Here is a 17,158-nt window from a genome sequence, read left to right as displayed (position 1 = left end):
TCTCAAGCTACTAAAGTTATGAGATTCAACTTTATTAGTTAGTTTTTAATTTCTGACTTCAATTTTATAATTATAGAATCATTTAAACGAGTCTCAATGTTATATTGTTTACCTAATTGAGAAATAATACCATTTTTTGCATCTAATTCTAGAAGTTTGTTATTGCGCAAATCAGTTAACATAGAGCTTCCTTTTGTATCAGGATAGTTCAAAATTTTGGTAAGTATATTGTTTGAAAAATTAGCTTCTATTTTCGCACCATCAGCTACGGCAACTTTTATGGTTTCTGCAATTAGATTTCTATATTGTTTTTGAACGCTTTTAGATTTAAAAATTCTACACGTATCGTTATGTAAACAAAGAATTGCTCCAAGTGTTGCACTTTCACAAAGTTTTTTCCAGCATTGGGTTTTGAAATCTTGTACTTGGAGAATGTCAATTTCCGAGGTATTAAAAAGTAATTCAAATGTGTTTGCTAAAGTGCTTTTAGGAACTGTTAGTAAAGGTGTTTTAAGGGTTTTATAATATTTATTTTTAACTAGCTCAGTCGGACAGTCTATGATGCATTCTAATATGTTTTGTTCCGAAGTAAAAGGTAAGATTGGTTCTTTTAATTGAAGTCCGTTTCTAATGACTACAACTTTAGTTTTTGGTTGAATTAATGGTGTAAACCAGTGTTTTGCACCTTCGTATTGATGTGCTTTTATGCAGATAATTAACCAATCTAGTTGATGAATTTTAGAATTTGAGGTATGAGTTTCTATAGCTGTGCAAAGACTTGCATTATGTGTGATGAGCTTGAGTTGCTCTTTCTTTGTTCTGCTGAAATAGAACAATTCATTACCTGTTTTCTTATTTAAATAACAAGCTATGACTGTTCCAATGGCTCCAACGCCTAAAATGCCGATTTGTGTTTTAGTGTTCATTTGAGTTCCCTTTATTAAAAAAGTAACAAAGCGTTATGGAAATGTGAAAACACGAAGATTCACAATGTTGTGTGTGAACAACCTTAACAATGGGTAGAATATATTGTTAGTGACGATTTATTAATCAACAATTACAACATTCCCTCTATTTCTAATTAACATGACTTGAATTATTTTTTCAACTAATTCCATATTAATTTTCATTCGGTTGGCGATTAACTCAATCACTTTTTCTTCATCTTTTTCAAGAATTCCATCAGCTAATACGATTTCAATTGCCATAGAAAATAAAGTGTCTTTATCATTTTCATTAACATATTCAGCGCAGACTTCAACTAAACCAATTCCACCAATTTTTAATTTTGCTTCAGCTACCGAATCGTAAAGTGGTGAGATATCAATTCCTTTAAACTTTTGTTTAAGCACTATCATTCTCGAAAGCGCATCAATTTCTACATCGCTTACAGTTCCATCTGCAGACATACAAGCATAAAGAATTCCAATCCAAGCTTCATAATCAGAAAGCGGTTTATAGGTTATTTCTTTAGTTTCAGGTTGTTTTATAAATTGGTCAAATAGTCCCATGTTTAGTTTTTATAGTTTTAAAAAAAATATAGTTTAAAATCAAATTTACGCTATTGGATTGATATGCAATTCTTGCTCTTGTTTTCGAGTCAGGTTGATACTCTGTTTAGAACAAAATTAATTCCCATCATATCCCAAAAGCGCATCAATAGTATTTGCTGTTACACTATGATAATTTGGTCTAGACTTTTTATAAATCACCAAAGCCTCATCAACCTTATCTGCTTTTTTAAAAGCTTTAAACAACGTAGAGACATACCAACGTCTGCCAACACGTATTAAAAAATCTTCTATTTTTTGATCAACTCCATTGCCATGATAATTATGATTAATGGCTTGCTCGTACCAAACCATTGCAATGTGAGAATTTGATGCATTAGTAAAATTGAAAGCTGTATCTAATCGTGCTAAATCATCTGTAGTAATTGTTTCAGGGAAATTTCTAATAAAATGTACCCATTCTTGAGTCGTCCAATCTTTAGTTTTAGACACATCAACAGATTTAGCATCTAAGAAAGATTGTAAGGTATTCTCAGCATTTTCAAACTTATTAGAAACAATTATAGATTGATTGTCTGGAATTCCTGGTTGGTAAATCCATTCGTTTACATTGAACGTAATGTTGTTTGGTTCTAATAAGTTACTGTTGAGATAATCTATAAAACCTTCGGTTGTAACTGTAGAAAAGGCATTGGTTTTAAAATAGCTTTTAAGAAATGCATCCATTTTTTCGCGACCAACGGTTTCTTCTAGAGTTCTTAAAAATAAATAGCCTTTATCATAAGCAATACTGTTCATACCATCATCAGGATTTTTATCACTTAAATTTAATTTGAGTTTTGTCATATCTGGTTCGTCTTTAAACCCTTCAACTTCTTCTTCCAAATCTTGTCTACCAATTAACGCAATCATGTTTGCACGATCTTTTCCGTAGAGTGCTTCCATAATTCTAATTTCAAAATAAACCGTAAATCCTTCGTTGAGCCAGAAATCATCCCAAGTGGCATTAGTTACTAAATTTCCAGACCATGAGTGCGCCAATTCGTGAGCAATTAAAGACGTTAGACTTTTATCTCCTGCAATCACTGTAGGAGTTGCAAAGGTTAAACGCGGATTTTCCATACCACCAAACGGAAAACTTGGAGGTAAAACAATCACATCAAATTGATCCCAATCGTATGCTCCATATAAATTCTCAGCAGCTGCAACCATTTTTTCCATGTCAATGAATTCTGCTTGCGCTTTATCAATCATAGATTTTTCAGCATAAACACCAGTGCGTTTGCTCACAGGTTTATACTCTATATCTCCAACAGCTAACGCAATAAGGTAAGGCGAAATAGGTTGTTTCATTTTAAAGTGATAGACACCATCTGCCGATTTTTCTTTTGGATTTTCGGCACTCATAACTGCCATTAAATCTTTAGGCACAACCACTTTTGCGTTATAAGTAATACGAATTTGTGGACTATCTTGTATAGGAATCCAAGTTCTCGTTAAAATTGCCTGACCTTGAGTAAATAAAAACGGATTCGTTTTGTCTGCTGTTTGCTGAGGGCTCAACCATTGCAAAGCTTCAGTTTTATCTGTGGTTTTATAGTGTATTGTAATTTGTTTTGTGTCTTCGGAAATTGGAATACGCAAAGCCTGTCCTAATTGTTTATTAAATGGTTCTAATTTAAATTCTGCTGGTTTGCCATCTGCTTCTGTACTAATAATATCTAAATACTTTGTGTCTAGGACAATTTCCGAAGCATTAGTACTTTCAATAGTGTAAGTGGCTTTACCATCAATAACCTGAGTTTCAAAATCAACAACAATATCTAAATCTAAGTGTTTAATGACTGCCTCATTTGGTTTAGCATTTGAGTGTGATTCTTTAACATACTTAAGAGTTGTAGGTGTTTCTTTTTTTTCTTCAGCACAATTAAAAGCAAGAATAATTAGCGCATATAAAAGCGTTTGTTTTTTCATAATATAAAATTGAAAATCGTGAAAATTTATAGTAGGAGTGATTTAAATGAAAAACGTTTAAATCACTTCATGGACTGAAAAGTAAATATTTTATCTGTAATAAAGAAGACTTAATCGTTAATTAAAAAACTGAGATAATCTTAGTCTTGATACAACGTGCCACGATGTGGTTTGAGAGCATCTCTAATAGGTTTCATTTCATCATCTGTCACAACCATAAATGCAATACTATGCAAATCATTGAGTTGTTCAAATCCGGTAATGTTAAGATTTGTCTTTTTAATGGCAATAAATTCTTTGAGATGTTTTTCGTGGTGCTCTGCAATTTTTAGAGCATCTGGACCTCTAAAGTCCCATAAGAGTTTTAGTTTACGCATTGGTTACAGAGGTTCCTTTTTCAGCAAAATTTTTAAAATCTTGCATATAGTTTCGTGATTGCTTTTTGAAGGCTCTAGGCATAAAAAATAACATAAGTCTCATTTTGAAATTTAAAGGCACAAACTCACTAGAGGATGTCCATTTTGTAAATCCGTTAGTGGTTCTTTCAAAATAGTTTTGCTGTATATTTTGCATGGATTTCATAGTGTAATTAGCATGAAATTCGTTTGGTAAATTACGTTTTGTAATGGTTTCAATAATTTCCATTTTACGTGATCCAAATTGATACGTGAGTTTCATTTTAGCACCTAATTGACCAAGGTCTCCAGAAATATGCTCTGCAGAAACTAATCCACGTTGCCAATGTTTCATGTTATCAACATTGTCCATCTTTTTGATGAACTCATCTAAAGGCACTTCAACCTTTATTTCTGTAGTGTATTTCATTTTGAATGTAGAGGGATTATTCTAACTTCAAAGATAAGTAATTCCCTAAATAAATAGGCGTTTGAAAGTTCAATAACCATAATATTAGACAAGTGGTTAGACTTGTGATTTAAACCTATAAATCATTACAATACATATAATGTCTTAACGTTTGTTAAAAGCGACTTGTTTTATATGACAATTGTTTTATTTTTGCTGAAATTGGACATACTAATCCAATGGTATGAATAAAACATAAATATCTATCATACAACTCTTTTTGGTATGATGGATGTACTACAACTTTTTAAATTAAATATATTAGAATGAAATTATTAATAACTATTGTTTGTTTTTGTTTCACTTTTTTTGCGCAAGCACAAGTAGAAAAAGATGACGTATTATTTACAGTTGATGGTGATGCTGTAATGGCTTCAGAGTTTATAAGAGTCTATAATAAAAACTTAGACCTTGTAAAAGATGAGAGCCAAAAAGACATTGATGCTTATTTAAAGTTGTTTATTAATTACCAATTAAAAGTAAAAGAAGCACGTCGTTTAGGTCTAGATGAAGATGCAAAATATATTAGAGAATTTAATAATTATAAAAAGCAGTTGACTAAAAACTACATGTCTGACAATAAAGTGACAGATGCTTTAGTAAGAGAAGCTTATGAACGCACAACAAATGATGTGAAAGCATCACATATTTTGGTTCGTTTAGATGAATCTGTTAAAGATGATACTTTAGCTATTTATAATAAAGTATTAAAATTACGTGAACGTGTTATTAAAGAAGGTTTTGAAGCTGTACAAAAAGAGGTGCATGATGGCAAAAGTGTTTTTGCTGAAGACTTAGGATATTTTGGTGGGTTTAAAATGGTATACCCATTTGAGTCTGCTGCATTTAATACGCCTGTTGGAGAAGTGTCAATGCCTTTTAGAACTCGTTTTGGATATCATGTTGTTAAAGTTTTTGAAAAGCGTAAATCTTTAGGAGAAGTAACTGTGGCTCATATAATGGTGTCTATTAAACAAAAAGATAGCACTGTTAATTCAGAAACACGTATCAATCAAATCTATAAAAAATTAGAGCAAGGCGAAAAATTTGAATCATTGGCTAAGCAGTTTTCAGATGATAAGAGCTCGTCTCAAAAAGGTGGAGCCTTAGCACCTTTTACAGGTGGTCAATTGCGTTCTAAAGAATTTGAAAATGTGGCATTCTCTTTAGAAAACAAAGGAGATATGTCTAAGCCTTTCAAATCAGATTATGGTTGGCATATTGTTAAATTAATTAATAAAAAAGGAATTCAACCTTTTGAAGAGGTTAAAAATGAACTTCAAAATAGAGTTAAGCGTGATTCTAGATCAGAACTTATAAACTCTGCATTGGTGAAAAAGCTAGTGACAAAATACGAAGTTAAAGAACATAAAAAAGAAGGGTTGGCTTATATGGAAACTATTCTTACTGATGGATTTTTTAAACAATCATGGAGAACACCAGAAGATATAAAAGAGGGTTCAATAATTACCATTCGTGATACGGAAATTACCTATAAAGACTTTGCAGATCACTTAATGTCTAATCAACGTACATATCATAATAGATTAGTAGATTATAAAACACTTTTAAAAACTGAATATGACGACTTTTTTGAAGAACAAGTTTTAAAATATCATGAAGATAATCTAGAATTTGAAAATGAAGATTTTGCTTTTGTCTTAAAAGAATATCGTGACGGCTTGTTATTGTTCGATCTCATGGAAAAAGAAGTTTGGAATGCAGCTGCAAAAGATTCTGTAGGGCTTCAAAAATTCTATGATGATAACACCTCTAATTATATATGGAGTAATAGAGTAGATGCAGTCATTTTATCTTCGGTGTCAAAAGAAACAATTGAAAAAGCTCAAAGTGAGTTGAAAAAAGATATTTCCGTAGAAGATATTATAGCATCAATAAATAAAGAAGATAATCCTAATGTGATTTCTACCGCTAATGTTTTTGAAGAAGGAAATCAAGCATTGCCAAAGGATTTTGAATTTAAAAAAGGAGTCTCTCAAATTTATGAGCACAATGATTCATACCATGTGGTACTTGTAAAAGAAGTCATGCCTTCCAGTAAAAAAACACTTGAAGAAGCAAAAGGTAAAGTGGTGAGTGATTATCAAAATTACATAGAAGATAATTGGGTTGCATCACTTAATGAACGCTTTAAAGTGATTGTTGATAATAAAATATTAAAACGAGTCAAAAAACAAATTTTAAAAAACTAAGTTGAAACAACTCATTGTAATACTATTATTGGCTTTATTATTAATATCATGCGATTTCTTTAAAGAAACCGACGATAGAATCCCTTTGGCTAGAGTTGATGAAAACTACCTGTATTTAGATGATATTGAAGGTATCGTAGCAGAAGGTACTCCTGTAAATGATAGTTTGCAGATCGTTAATAGTTTTATTAATCGTTGGGCAACACAACAACTGTTGTTAGATGGTGCAGAGCGAAATTTATCTGAAGACAAACAAGCCGATTTTAATAAACTCATCAAACAATATAAAAACGATTTATATACTAAAGCATTTCTTGAGGCTCTTGTTAAAAAAAGTATTGACACCTCAATGACTATCGCGCAAGCTCAAGCAGTATATGAAGCTAATCAAGAAACTTTTAAGCTTAATGAAGAATTAGTGAAGTTTAGATATATAACGATTCCGCAAAATGCAATTAATGAAGATGATATAAAAAAACGATTTAAACGTTTTGATTCGGCAGACAAACGCTTTCTAGATTCTATATCTGTTCAGTTTAAAAGTTATTCTCTTAATGACTCCATATGGATTAAAGCGTCGCAGATTACCGAAAAAATTAAAGTTCTAAATTCTGAAAACAAAAAAGAACTGTTAAAAAAATCTAATTATGTACAACTCAAAGATTCATTAGACCTATATTTGATGCAAATTGAAGACGTCCTTTCTCAAAATGATTTGGCGCCTTTAGAGTACGTAAAACCTACAATTAAACAAATTGTAATTAACAAAAGAAAATTAGAGTTGATAAAACAACTAGAAAAAGATATTACTAAAGATGCAATTAAAAATAAACAATTTGAAGTCTATAAATAAATCAATTATTACAGCGTTTGTTGTAACAATTTTTGCTGTGAATTTCTCAATAGCACAAGAAATTATTGAAGATGTGGTTGATACATCAAAAAAACAAAGAGATACGACTGGTACTAATACTGGTCGCCAAAAAGTGGATGGTGTTGCTGCTGTAGTTGGAGATTTTGTGGTCTTAGATTCAGATATCGATAAAGAGTATATACAGTTACAAGCTAGAGGTGTTTCTATAAAAGAGATTTCTAGATGTCAGCTCTTCGGAAAATTGCTAGAAGACAAATTGTACGCTCACCATGCCATACAAGATAGTATTACAGTAAACGAACTAGAGATTCGTTCTAATATAGAACAGCAAATTAGTGCTTTCTTAGAGCAAAAAGGAGGTTCTATGACAGAGCTTTTAGAATTCTACAATAAGGATAGTGAGCAAAGTTTACGTGAAGAAATGTTTGAAATTAACAAGAACGCAAAGTTAGCTGGTGATATGCAACGTAAAATTGTTGAAGACGTTGAGGTAACTCCAGAAGAGGTTAGAGAATATTATAATAGTATCCCAAAAGATTCATTACCAATTTTTGGTACAGAACTTAAAGTAGCTCAAATTGTTGTGATTCCAGAAGTATCTGAAGAAGCTAAACAAGCGGTAATTGATAGACTTAAAGAATATAAAGCAGATGTCATAGAAAATGGAGCTAGTTTTACAACAAAAGCTGTGTTTTATTCAGATGATACTGCAGCTCGTTCTAAAGGTGGTGCTTACACACTTAATAGAAAACGTCCTCAAATGGTAAAAGAGTTTCGTGATGTTGCATTTTCATTACAAGAAGGAGAAATATCTGAACCTTTTGAAACAGATTTTGGATTTCACATTATTTTATTAGAAAAAATTAGAGGTCAAGAATATGACGTGAGACACATCTTATTGCGTCCAGAAATCACTAATGAATCTGTATTAGCAGCTAAAGAAAAAATCACGAAAGTAAAAGAACGTATAGAATCTGGAGATTTAACGTTTGCAGATGCTGCTCGTGAGTTTAGTGATGAAGAAGAAACGAAGTTTGAAGGCGGTCAATTAATCAACCCATATACACAAGATTCTAGTTTAGAATTAACAAAAATGGATCCTGAATTATATGGGCAAATTCAAGATTTAGCAGACAATGAAATTAGTTTAGTATTACAAGATCAGGATAGAATTAATCCAATTAAATTTAAAATATTAACTGTTACAGATAGAACTGAAGATCATAAAGCAGATTTTGCTCGTGATTATCTAAAAATCAAATCGTTGGCATTGCAAGAGAAGCAATTTAAAGCAATAGGAATTTGGCAAGAAGAAAAAATTGCAGATACCTATGTAAAAATCAATGATGATTATAAAGGTTGCGAGTTTAATAGTAACTGGTTAAAAACTGAAAAAGAATAAATATGTCTGACGTTGCTGCAATAGAACAGTTTGTTAAAAAGTATAATGCCTTAAAAACCGAAGTTGCCAAAGTTATTGTTGGTCAAGATGAGGTTGTAAATCAGATTCTTATTTCTATATTTTCTGGAGGTCACTCTTTATTAATTGGTGTTCCTGGTTTGGCAAAAACCTTAATGGTAAACACAATTGCGCAAGCCTTAGGTTTAGATTTTAAACGTATTCAATTTACACCAGATTTAATGCCTAGTGATATTCTAGGTAGTGAAATCTTAGATGAAAACAGACATTTTAAATTTATAAAAGGTCCAATCTTTGCCAATATTATTTTGGCAGATGAGATCAATCGTACTCCTCCAAAAACACAAGCAGCTTTATTAGAAGCTATGCAAGAACGTTCTGTTACTGTTTCTGGACATAATTATAAATTAGATTTACCATATTTTGTATTAGCAACTCAAAACCCAATTGAGCAAGAAGGAACATATCCTTTACCAGAAGCGCAATTAGACCGTTTTATGTTTGCTATTAATTTAGAATATCCTTCTTTTGCTGAAGAAGTTCAGGTTGTGAAAGCAACAACTTCAGATCATAAAGCAACTGTAAACTCATTGTTTACATCTCAAGAAATTATAGATTTTCAAAATGTTATTCGACGTATTCCTGTTGCAGATAATGTGATTGAATATGCCGTAAAAATGGTGAGTAAAACAAGACCAAAAGCTTCAACAGCTTCAGAGCTTGTTGCTGAATTTGTAGATTGGGGAGCAGGACCAAGAGCTTCTCAAAATTTAATTTTAGCAGCCAAAACACATGCTGCTATTAATGGTAAATTTTCTCCAGATATCGAGAATGTACAAGCAGTAGCTTCTGGGATTTTACGTCACAGAATTATCAAAAACTACAAAGCCGAAGCGGAAGGTATTACAGATGAACAAATCATTAAGAGCTTGTTTTAAATGAATCTAAAAAAACTCATACCAGCAGCAATCATTCTTCTTTTAGGAATTGGAGCAACCATATTAGGTGCCCTTTTTAAAATCCAACATTGGCCATATGGTGCAATGATTTTGACCATTGGAACACTCTTGGAGTTGCTTGCAATTTTGATAGCAATTGTTGTGCTAATTAAAATGATGTATAGTAATAAAAACTAGTCGAGTAAACTATTAATATCTTGTTTTAGAAGTTCAACTTCTTCATCCAACAAAATATCATAAAAACCACGTATATATTGCTCTTTATCAATTAAAGCAACATAGCTAGAGTGGTAAAAATCTGTACCATCTTCATTAGGTTTGAAGTTCGTTTTTAACAAATTTGCGATCTTTTCTAATTGTTCTTCGGAAGTTGCTCGCAGTAAATTCCATTGCGCTGATTTGATGTTGTGAAGTTCAGCATGATGTTTGAGTTGATCTACCGTATCATTTTTATAATCTATAGAAATTGAGTATTGCTTAAATCCTTTTTCTTCGGAAAACGTCTCCGCAATTTCCTGTTGTTTTATTCGCATTGGTGGACAAATAGAAGGACAACTCGTGAAGAAGAAATTCATAGTATGCACGTTACCTTCCGTAGAAGATGAAGTTATCGTTTCTCCATCCTGATTTGTGAATTCTAATTGATCAATTTTATAGTATTCCTTTTTTCCGTCTATATAATTATAACTCAAAATAGGAAGCTCTGAAGTTTTGTTATTGCAAGACATCAATACAACAAGAAAAACTAAAATCAATTTAATTTTCAAAAGCTATAGTTTTAATTCTTTGATTTTAGTATCCATTTCAGCATCATAATAGAAAATTGCCATGCTTGCCATCATTTCTTGATCATTATCTGTAATGTTATCAACTTCTAAAAGCATTTCATAAATGTGATCATTATACATCCAAATTCCTTTTTGACTAGAAAATGATGGTGTGTTTTTTAACCCAATCTTATCTGTGAAATTTTCACTATTACAATCGTAAATAACTTCTCCTGTAGTTTTATCTTTCAGTTTAAAACGGTCTGCAAAAGGATGTAAATGAGACGTGATTTGATGTAATCTAATACTATCTTTTATTTGTAATTGTTGAGATGCATCATACGTATAACTATGTTTTCCTGGTTTAATAATCCAATGTCCCGAAAGCGCATTTCCGTCGTTATCTAAATACGAATGATTTTTAGTTTCTACAGGAATACATGCATTAGGAAGTTGTTCGGTTGGACCTTGAAATGGATTTTGAGGATCATAAGGAAACATCATAAAAACTGTTTTTGGTTGCAACGGAATTAGTGTTTTGTCACTGTTCTTTGTAAAACCAATCTTAATTTTATGCTTGATATTAAACGTAGAATCTGTGATATTATGATTAAGTGCTTGCGCATTAATAAAAAGGCGTTCGTTAGAAAACACTGGGAAACCAAATCCGTTAGGTAACTCAAATTCTTCAACACCATTACTTATTGACGTAATTCTAGGATATTGAGAATTGATGCGTTCAGTCATATTCCAACGGTTGTAATGCTCAGCATCTCGATATTCAAAATTAGTATGACACACAAAATCATTAGACATTTTACGTTGCTCATTAGATGAAACCGCATTGGTTTTAAAAGACGTTAACCATAATAATTCTTCTTGGTCGCTATCAATTACTACAAATTGATCAGATTTTGGGCCTTCCATAGATTTGTAAATATTACTAATCACAAAAGTAGGTGTGGTGAAGGTGACGCTATTATCGGTTAGGTCTGTTTTCCATTCAGAATCTACTATACCCAAAGTGTAATAGACTTTAGATTTTATTAATTCTTGATGTCTTGTCTTTAGGGATTTGAAATAAATAAATCCACCAGCAAGAATTAAAACCAGAAAAATTAGTATAAATTTAGATCGTCTTTTCATATATAATCAAATGTAATGAAACCACATTTATAAAAAAAATGAAGATTAACTACGAGAAACGAATTTTTGGATTAGACATCATGAGAGCAGTAGCTATTGTGTTAGTAGTTTGTTCACATGCGGTTTGGATTTTTCCGCAGACAAAAAACGTACTCACAGATGTAATGAGTTTGGCTGGAGTAATTGGTGTAGAAATCTTTTTTGTGTTGAGTGGTTTTCTCATTGGACGACTCATTTATATTCTTTTTGTGTCTTCGGAATTTACTCGAAAACAAATCACCTATTTCTGGGTAAGACGTTGGTTTAGAACCTTACCTAACTACTGTTTAATTCTAGTATTTAATGTGCTTTTAGCATTATTTTTAGGAACAAGTTTGCCAGAAAATTTATGGCAATACTTCTTTTTTATGCAAAACTTCTCATGGGAAATGCCCTTGTTTTTTGGAGAATCATGGAGTTTACCAATTGAAGAATTTGCTTATATCGTTGGACCATTTCTATTGTATCTCGTGTTGTTTCTGAAATTGAAAATCAACAAATCTAGACTGTTTTGTATCGTAACGTGTGTTATAATACTTTTCTTCTTGATGACTAAAGTGTATTATAACATAAATCATCGAGGAACAGATATGATGTTTTGGAATGTGAATTTAAAAGCTGTTACTATCTATAGAATAGATGCAATTTATTATGGAGTTCTAGCTGCCTGCATTTCTCTAATTAAACCCAATTTTTGGAGACGATTTAGAATCTTATTTTTCATAATTGGAGGACTATTGTTTTTAGGTCTCAATATTGTAATACCATCACAGCGTATCTTTATAGAAACGCATCCATTTTTTTGGAATGTTTTATATCTACCAATACATTCTATCGCGATAGCTTTTACACTTCCTTTGTTGTCACAAATTAAATCGGCACCTAAAATGATTTTAGTTCCCGTTACGATCATTAGTTTGATTTCGTATTCAATGTATTTAATTCACTATTCTGTGGTGATGCAATTAATGAAACATTTTTTTCCTACGGAAGGTTTATCAAGCTCAAAACTCATGATTTACCTTTCAATTTATGTACTACTTACTTTAATTACTTCTTATTTACTCTATACGTTTTTTGAAAGACCAATGACGAATCTTAGAGATACTCATAAAATTAAGAATCGTTTTAAATAACGTTTAGTTGTTAATTATATAATTTTGACCTAATATAATTGTTAAATTATCAATTAAAGTTTGGATTTCACTCCTTTTATTGATGTATCTGCATACTTTTTTACATTTTATTACACATTTTAAAATCTGCTTTAATATTCGTAAATTTGCTACACTAAAAAAATAAAAATTCAACCTTATAAATAAAGCATATGGCATTTGATATTGACATGATAAAAAAGGTGTATTCTAATATGACAGAGCGTGTAGATGCAGCTCGTGATATTGTTGGAAAACCATTAACACTTTCAGAAAAAATATTATACTCTCACCTTTGGGATGGAAATCCAACCAAAGTATTTACTAGAGGTAAAGATTATGTTGATTTTGCACCAGATAGAGTTGCATGTCAAGATGCAACGGCTCAAATGGCATTATTGCAATTTATGCAAGCAGGAAAAGCTAAGGTAGCAGTACCAACTACAGTACATTGTGATCACTTGATACAAGCAAAAAATGGTGCTTCAATAGATTTACAACATGCCATCAGTACAAGTAATGAAGTTTTTAATTTCTTAGAATCTGTATCTAATAAATACGGAATCGGATTTTGGAGACCAGGAGCAGGAATTATCCATCAAGTAGTTTTAGAAAATTATGCATTTCCTGGAGGAATGATGATTGGTACAGATTCTCATACTGTAAATGCAGGAGGATTAGGAATGGTTGCTATTGGAGTTGGTGGTGCAGATGCTGTTGATGTAATGGCAGGAATGGCTTGGGAGTTAAAATTTCCGAAGTTAATAGGAGTAAGATTAACCGGTACATTATCTGGTTGGACTGCACCAAAAGATGTCATTTTAAAAGTAGCAGATATTTTAACTGTTAAAGGTGGAACTGGAGCTATTGTAGAATATTTTGGACCTGGAGCAAAAGGAATGTCTTGTACAGGTAAAGGTACAATTTGTAACATGGGAGCAGAGATTGGAGCAACAACTTCAACTTTTGGGTATGACGAATCAATGGAGCGTTATTTACGTGCTACAGATAGACCAGATGTTGCAGATGCTGCAAATAAAATTAAAGATTATTTAACAGGAGATGACGAAGTATATGCAAATCCTGAGCAGTATTTTGATCAAGTTATTGATATCAATCTAACTGAGTTAAACCCATTATTAAATGGACCATTTACTCCAGATTTATCAACTGCAGTAGGTTCTACAATGACCGAAAAAGCAAAAGCTAACGATTGGCCATTAAAAGTAGAATGGGGATTAATTGGTTCTTGTACCAATTCATCTTATGAAGATTTATCTCGTGCATCATCAGTAGCACAGCAAGCTTTAGATAAAGGTTTGAAGATGAAGTCTGAATTAGGAATTAATCCAGGATCTGAAATGGTAAGATATACCACAGAAAGAGATGGAATTCTTGATATTTTTGAAAAACTAGATGCAAAGATTTTCACCAACGCTTGTGGACCATGTATTGGTCAATGGGCTCGTTATGAAGATCCAAAAAATGCACCAAAAAATAGTATTGTACACTCTTTTAATAGAAACTTTGCTAAACGTGCAGATGGAAATCCAAATACACACGCTTTTGTAGCGTCACCAGAAATCACTGCTGCAATTGCTATTGCAGGTCGATTGGATTTTAATCCAATGACAGATAAGTTAATCAATGAAAATGGTGAAGAAGTGATGTTAAGCGAACCAACAGGATGGGAATTGCCACCTAAAGGTTTCGCAGTTGATGATAATGGATATTTAGCACCTAAGGCAGATGGAAGTGGAGTACAGGTTACTGTAGATCCAAAATCTGAAAGAATACAATTACTTAAACCATTTGAACCTTTAGGAGATTCTATTACAGGAGCTAAATTATTGATTAAAGCGTTTGGAAAATGTACAACAGATCATATTTCTATGGCTGGACCATGGTTACGTTTTAGAGGACATTTAGATAATATTGCAAACAATACGTTAATTGGAGCAGTAAATGCATTTGGTAAGAAAACAAATTTTGTAAAAAACCAATTAACTGGAGAGTTTGGAGGTGTTCCAGATACAGCAAGAGCATACAAAGCTGCAGGTGTTCCTTCAATAGTTGTTGGAGATCATAATTATGGAGAAGGATCATCTCGTGAGCATGCAGCAATGCAACCACGCTTTTTAGGTGTCGCTGCAGTAATTGTAAAATCTTTTGCACGTATCCATGAAACAAACCTTAAAAAACAAGGAATGTTAGGATTAACATTTGCAAATGAAGCAGATTATGATTTAATCCAAGAGGATGATACATTTAACTTTACAGATTTAAAAGATTTTGCACCTGGTAAACAATTAACATTAGAAGTTGTTCATGCAGATGGAAGTAAAGATGTAATTATGTTAAACCATACCTATAACCAATCTCAAATTGATTGGTATAAAGAAGGTTCTGCATTAAACTTAATTAAAAAAGAAAATGCTGCATAGTATTTTTTTGATATAAACTGAAATGAGCCTTTGAGAAATCAAAGGCTTTTTTTATGACAATTATTGTAAGGAATTGGGTCTTTATACGACTGCTGAAATATCTAACAATAAAACTCATTCAAATGCAGTCACTGTGGTTTTTTGACGATGTCAACCTTTTTAAGGTGCTTTGTCCACATAAATTTAAGGCGTATAAAAAAGATCACGACTTTGATGCTTATAAAAAGAAAGATTATATATACTTCGAAGACGACTCTGCTAATAAAGTATATCTCATAGAAAACGGTAAAGTTAAAATTGGATACTATAATGAAAATGGTGACGAAATTGTAAAAGCTATTTTGTCTAAAGGCGAATTATTTGGTGAGAAAGCCATTCTTGGTGATAATGTTAGAGATGAATTTGCTCAATCTATAGATAATTCTACATCTATTTGCCCTATAGGTGTGACCACCTTGCATGAACTGATGCGAGATAATCAAACCTTTAGTTTTAAGGTCTATAAATTTATTGGTTTTAAGTTTAAAAAGTTAGAACGTAGGTTGCAATTGTTATTATTTAAAGATACTAAAACGCGACTTGTAGAGTTTTTAGATGAATTATGCTCAGATTATGGTTATGATTGTCCAAAAACTGGAGATCATGTTATTAAGCATCCATACACTCAAAAAGATATTGCTTCTTTAATTGGTACGTCTAGACCAACACTTAATATTTTACTTAATGAACTCAAAGAGGAAAATTATATTGATTTCAATAGAAAAGAAATAAGAATTATAAAAAAATCTGCTTAAAATTTCACTTGTGTTAGCTAGCTAACATTTAAATATATTGACAAGCTATAATTTTGAAGTATAAAATAACTTTAAAATTATATATGATGATTAAAAAAATGTTTTTCACAGTTTTGGCTTTAGGATTTATAGCCACTTCTTGCAGCAGTGATGATGATGGAGCGAGTGCTCCTACAAATTCAAATTTGACCCTTAACCTTAACGGATTAGAATCGCTAGGAAGTGATTTTGTTTACGAAGGATGGATAATAGTAGATGGAGCACCAGTATCTACAGGTACGTTTTCAAGTGTAAGTTTTCCACAAACATTTTCAGTAAATACAGCGCAATTAAATAGTGCAACCACATTTGTGCTTTCAATTGAACCAGCAGTAGATCCAGATCCAACTCCAGCAGCAACAAAAATTTTAGCTGGTGATTTTTCTGGGACTTCAGCTAATGTTGATTCTAATGGTATTGTTGGAAACTTTAGCGCATCAACAGGAACTTATATTTTAGCAACTCCAACAGATATGGATGATACTAACGAAGAAAGTGGTGTTTGGTTTTTAGATAATTCTAGCGGAAGCGCAGTAGCAGGACTAGATTTACCAACATTAACAGATGGATGGAAATACGAAGGTTGGGCAGTTCTAAACGGAACTCCAATTAGTACAGGGACTTTTATTGATCCTTTAGCTGCAGATGAAAATGCTGCAACTTCAATGTTCAAAGGTGATGCAGGAAATGGTCCTGGATATCCTGGTGAAGACTATTTACAAAATGCTCCAGCAGGAATGATGTTTCCAACAGATTTAAGAGGTGCAACAATTGTAATTTCTGTTGAGCCTAGTCCAGATAATAGTCCATTGCCTTTTACCTTAAAACCATTAGCACATGTGGTGCCAACAGATGCTATGACGCATACTGCAATTTCTATGGGAACAGGACCAACGGCAAGTGTGTCTGGTTCTGTAACTCGAAACTAATTAAAATTATTATTACACAACTTTTAGAATT

At 32.1% G+C, this 17,158-nt stretch carries 16 protein-coding genes; 9 read left to right on the top strand and 7 right to left on the bottom strand.

Translation table 11 applies throughout. The annotated features are described in order from the left end of the window. Positions 1–38 precede the first annotated feature (38 nt). From WNY78_RS03810 to WNY78_RS03790, 5 genes are all read right to left on the bottom strand, one after another. Positions 39–926 carry a 2-dehydropantoate 2-reductase N-terminal domain-containing protein gene (locus WNY78_RS03810; protein WP_342871860.1) on the bottom strand — a complete coding sequence of 296 codons (888 nt, stop codon included), beginning with the start codon at positions 924–926 and terminating at the stop codon, positions 39–41. Between the two features lie 120 nt (positions 927–1,046). Continuing rightward, the gene (locus tag WNY78_RS03805; RefSeq protein ID WP_342871859.1) at positions 1,047–1,511 is read right to left on the bottom strand and encodes a TerB family tellurite resistance protein; all 465 of its coding nucleotides are present in this window, start codon (positions 1,509–1,511) and stop codon (positions 1,047–1,049) included. 117 nt (positions 1,512–1,628) lie between these two features. Further along, positions 1,629–3,485: a M1 family metallopeptidase gene (locus WNY78_RS03800; RefSeq protein ID WP_342871858.1), complete on the bottom strand. Its 1,857-nt coding sequence runs from the start codon at positions 3,483–3,485 to the stop codon at positions 1,629–1,631. A 140-nt stretch (positions 3,486–3,625) separates the two neighbouring features. Further along, positions 3,626–3,862 (bottom strand): hypothetical protein, encoded by a 237-nt coding sequence (locus WNY78_RS03795; RefSeq protein WP_342871857.1) that lies wholly within the window; start codon positions 3,860–3,862, stop codon positions 3,626–3,628. Beyond that, positions 3,855–4,310, bottom strand: a complete 456-nt coding sequence (locus tag WNY78_RS03790; protein WP_342871856.1) for an SRPBCC family protein — start codon at positions 4,308–4,310, stop codon at positions 3,855–3,857. The genes WNY78_RS03795 and WNY78_RS03790 overlap by 8 nt, the downstream gene beginning before the upstream one ends. A gap of 305 nt (positions 4,311–4,615) precedes the next feature. Here WNY78_RS03790 and WNY78_RS03785 point away from each other — a divergent pair, with 305 nt between their 5' ends. The 5 genes from WNY78_RS03785 to WNY78_RS03765 are packed head-to-tail and all read left to right on the top strand — an operon-like array spanning position 4,616 to position 9,992. After that, positions 4,616–6,562, top strand: a complete 1,947-nt coding sequence (locus WNY78_RS03785) for a peptidylprolyl isomerase (RefSeq protein ID WP_342871855.1) — start codon at positions 4,616–4,618, stop codon at positions 6,560–6,562. A gap of 1 nt (position 6,563) precedes the next feature. Then, positions 6,564–7,415 (top strand): peptidyl-prolyl cis-trans isomerase, encoded by an 852-nt coding sequence (locus tag WNY78_RS03780; RefSeq protein ID WP_342871854.1) that lies wholly within the window; start codon positions 6,564–6,566, stop codon positions 7,413–7,415. After that, positions 7,399–8,838, top strand: a complete 1,440-nt coding sequence (locus WNY78_RS03775) for a peptidylprolyl isomerase (protein ID WP_342871853.1) — start codon at positions 7,399–7,401, stop codon at positions 8,836–8,838. The genes WNY78_RS03780 and WNY78_RS03775 overlap by 17 nt, the downstream gene beginning before the upstream one ends. A 2-nt stretch (positions 8,839–8,840) precedes the next feature. Next, complete coding sequence (locus tag WNY78_RS03770) at positions 8,841–9,794, top strand: MoxR family ATPase (RefSeq protein WP_342871852.1); 954 nt, start codon at positions 8,841–8,843, stop codon at positions 9,792–9,794. Then, entirely contained in the window at positions 9,795–9,992 is a 198-nt protein-coding gene (locus WNY78_RS03765) for a hypothetical protein (RefSeq protein ID WP_342871851.1), read from the top strand. It begins immediately after the preceding gene. On the opposite strand, the gene WNY78_RS03760 is transcribed toward WNY78_RS03765, so the two are convergent. Further along, entirely contained in the window at positions 9,989–10,582 is a 594-nt protein-coding gene (locus WNY78_RS03760) for an SCO family protein (RefSeq protein WP_342871850.1), read from the bottom strand. The genes WNY78_RS03765 and WNY78_RS03760 overlap by 4 nt on opposite strands. Positions 10,583–10,585: 3 nt before the next feature. Beyond that, entirely contained in the window at positions 10,586–11,728 is a 1,143-nt protein-coding gene (locus tag WNY78_RS03755) for a hypothetical protein (RefSeq protein WP_342871849.1), read from the bottom strand. A gap of 38 nt (positions 11,729–11,766) precedes the next feature. Between WNY78_RS03755 and WNY78_RS03750 the strand changes: the two genes are divergently transcribed. The 4 genes from WNY78_RS03750 (at position 11,767) to WNY78_RS03735 (ending at position 17,127) form a co-directional block, all read left to right on the top strand. After that, complete coding sequence (locus WNY78_RS03750; RefSeq protein ID WP_342871848.1) at positions 11,767–12,903, top strand: acyltransferase; 1,137 nt, start codon at positions 11,767–11,769, stop codon at positions 12,901–12,903. Positions 12,904–13,094: 191 nt separating this feature from the next. Beyond that, the gene (locus tag WNY78_RS03745) at positions 13,095–15,365 is read left to right on the top strand and encodes an aconitate hydratase (RefSeq protein WP_342871847.1); all 2,271 of its coding nucleotides are present in this window, start codon (positions 13,095–13,097) and stop codon (positions 15,363–15,365) included. Positions 15,366–15,487: 122 nt separating this feature from the next. Then, positions 15,488–16,159, top strand: a complete 672-nt coding sequence (locus WNY78_RS03740; RefSeq protein ID WP_342871846.1) for a Crp/Fnr family transcriptional regulator — start codon at positions 15,488–15,490, stop codon at positions 16,157–16,159. A gap of 83 nt (positions 16,160–16,242) precedes the next feature. Next, positions 16,243–17,127: an anti-sigma factor gene (locus WNY78_RS03735; protein WP_342871845.1), complete on the top strand. Its 885-nt coding sequence runs from the start codon at positions 16,243–16,245 to the stop codon at positions 17,125–17,127. Positions 17,128–17,158: the final 31 nt, after the last annotated feature.

The organism is Psychroserpens sp. AS72 (assembly GCF_038900375.1).
Classification (GTDB): domain Bacteria; phylum Bacteroidota; class Bacteroidia; order Flavobacteriales; family Flavobacteriaceae; genus Psychroserpens.
This window is presented reverse-complemented; position numbering and strand designations above follow the sequence as displayed.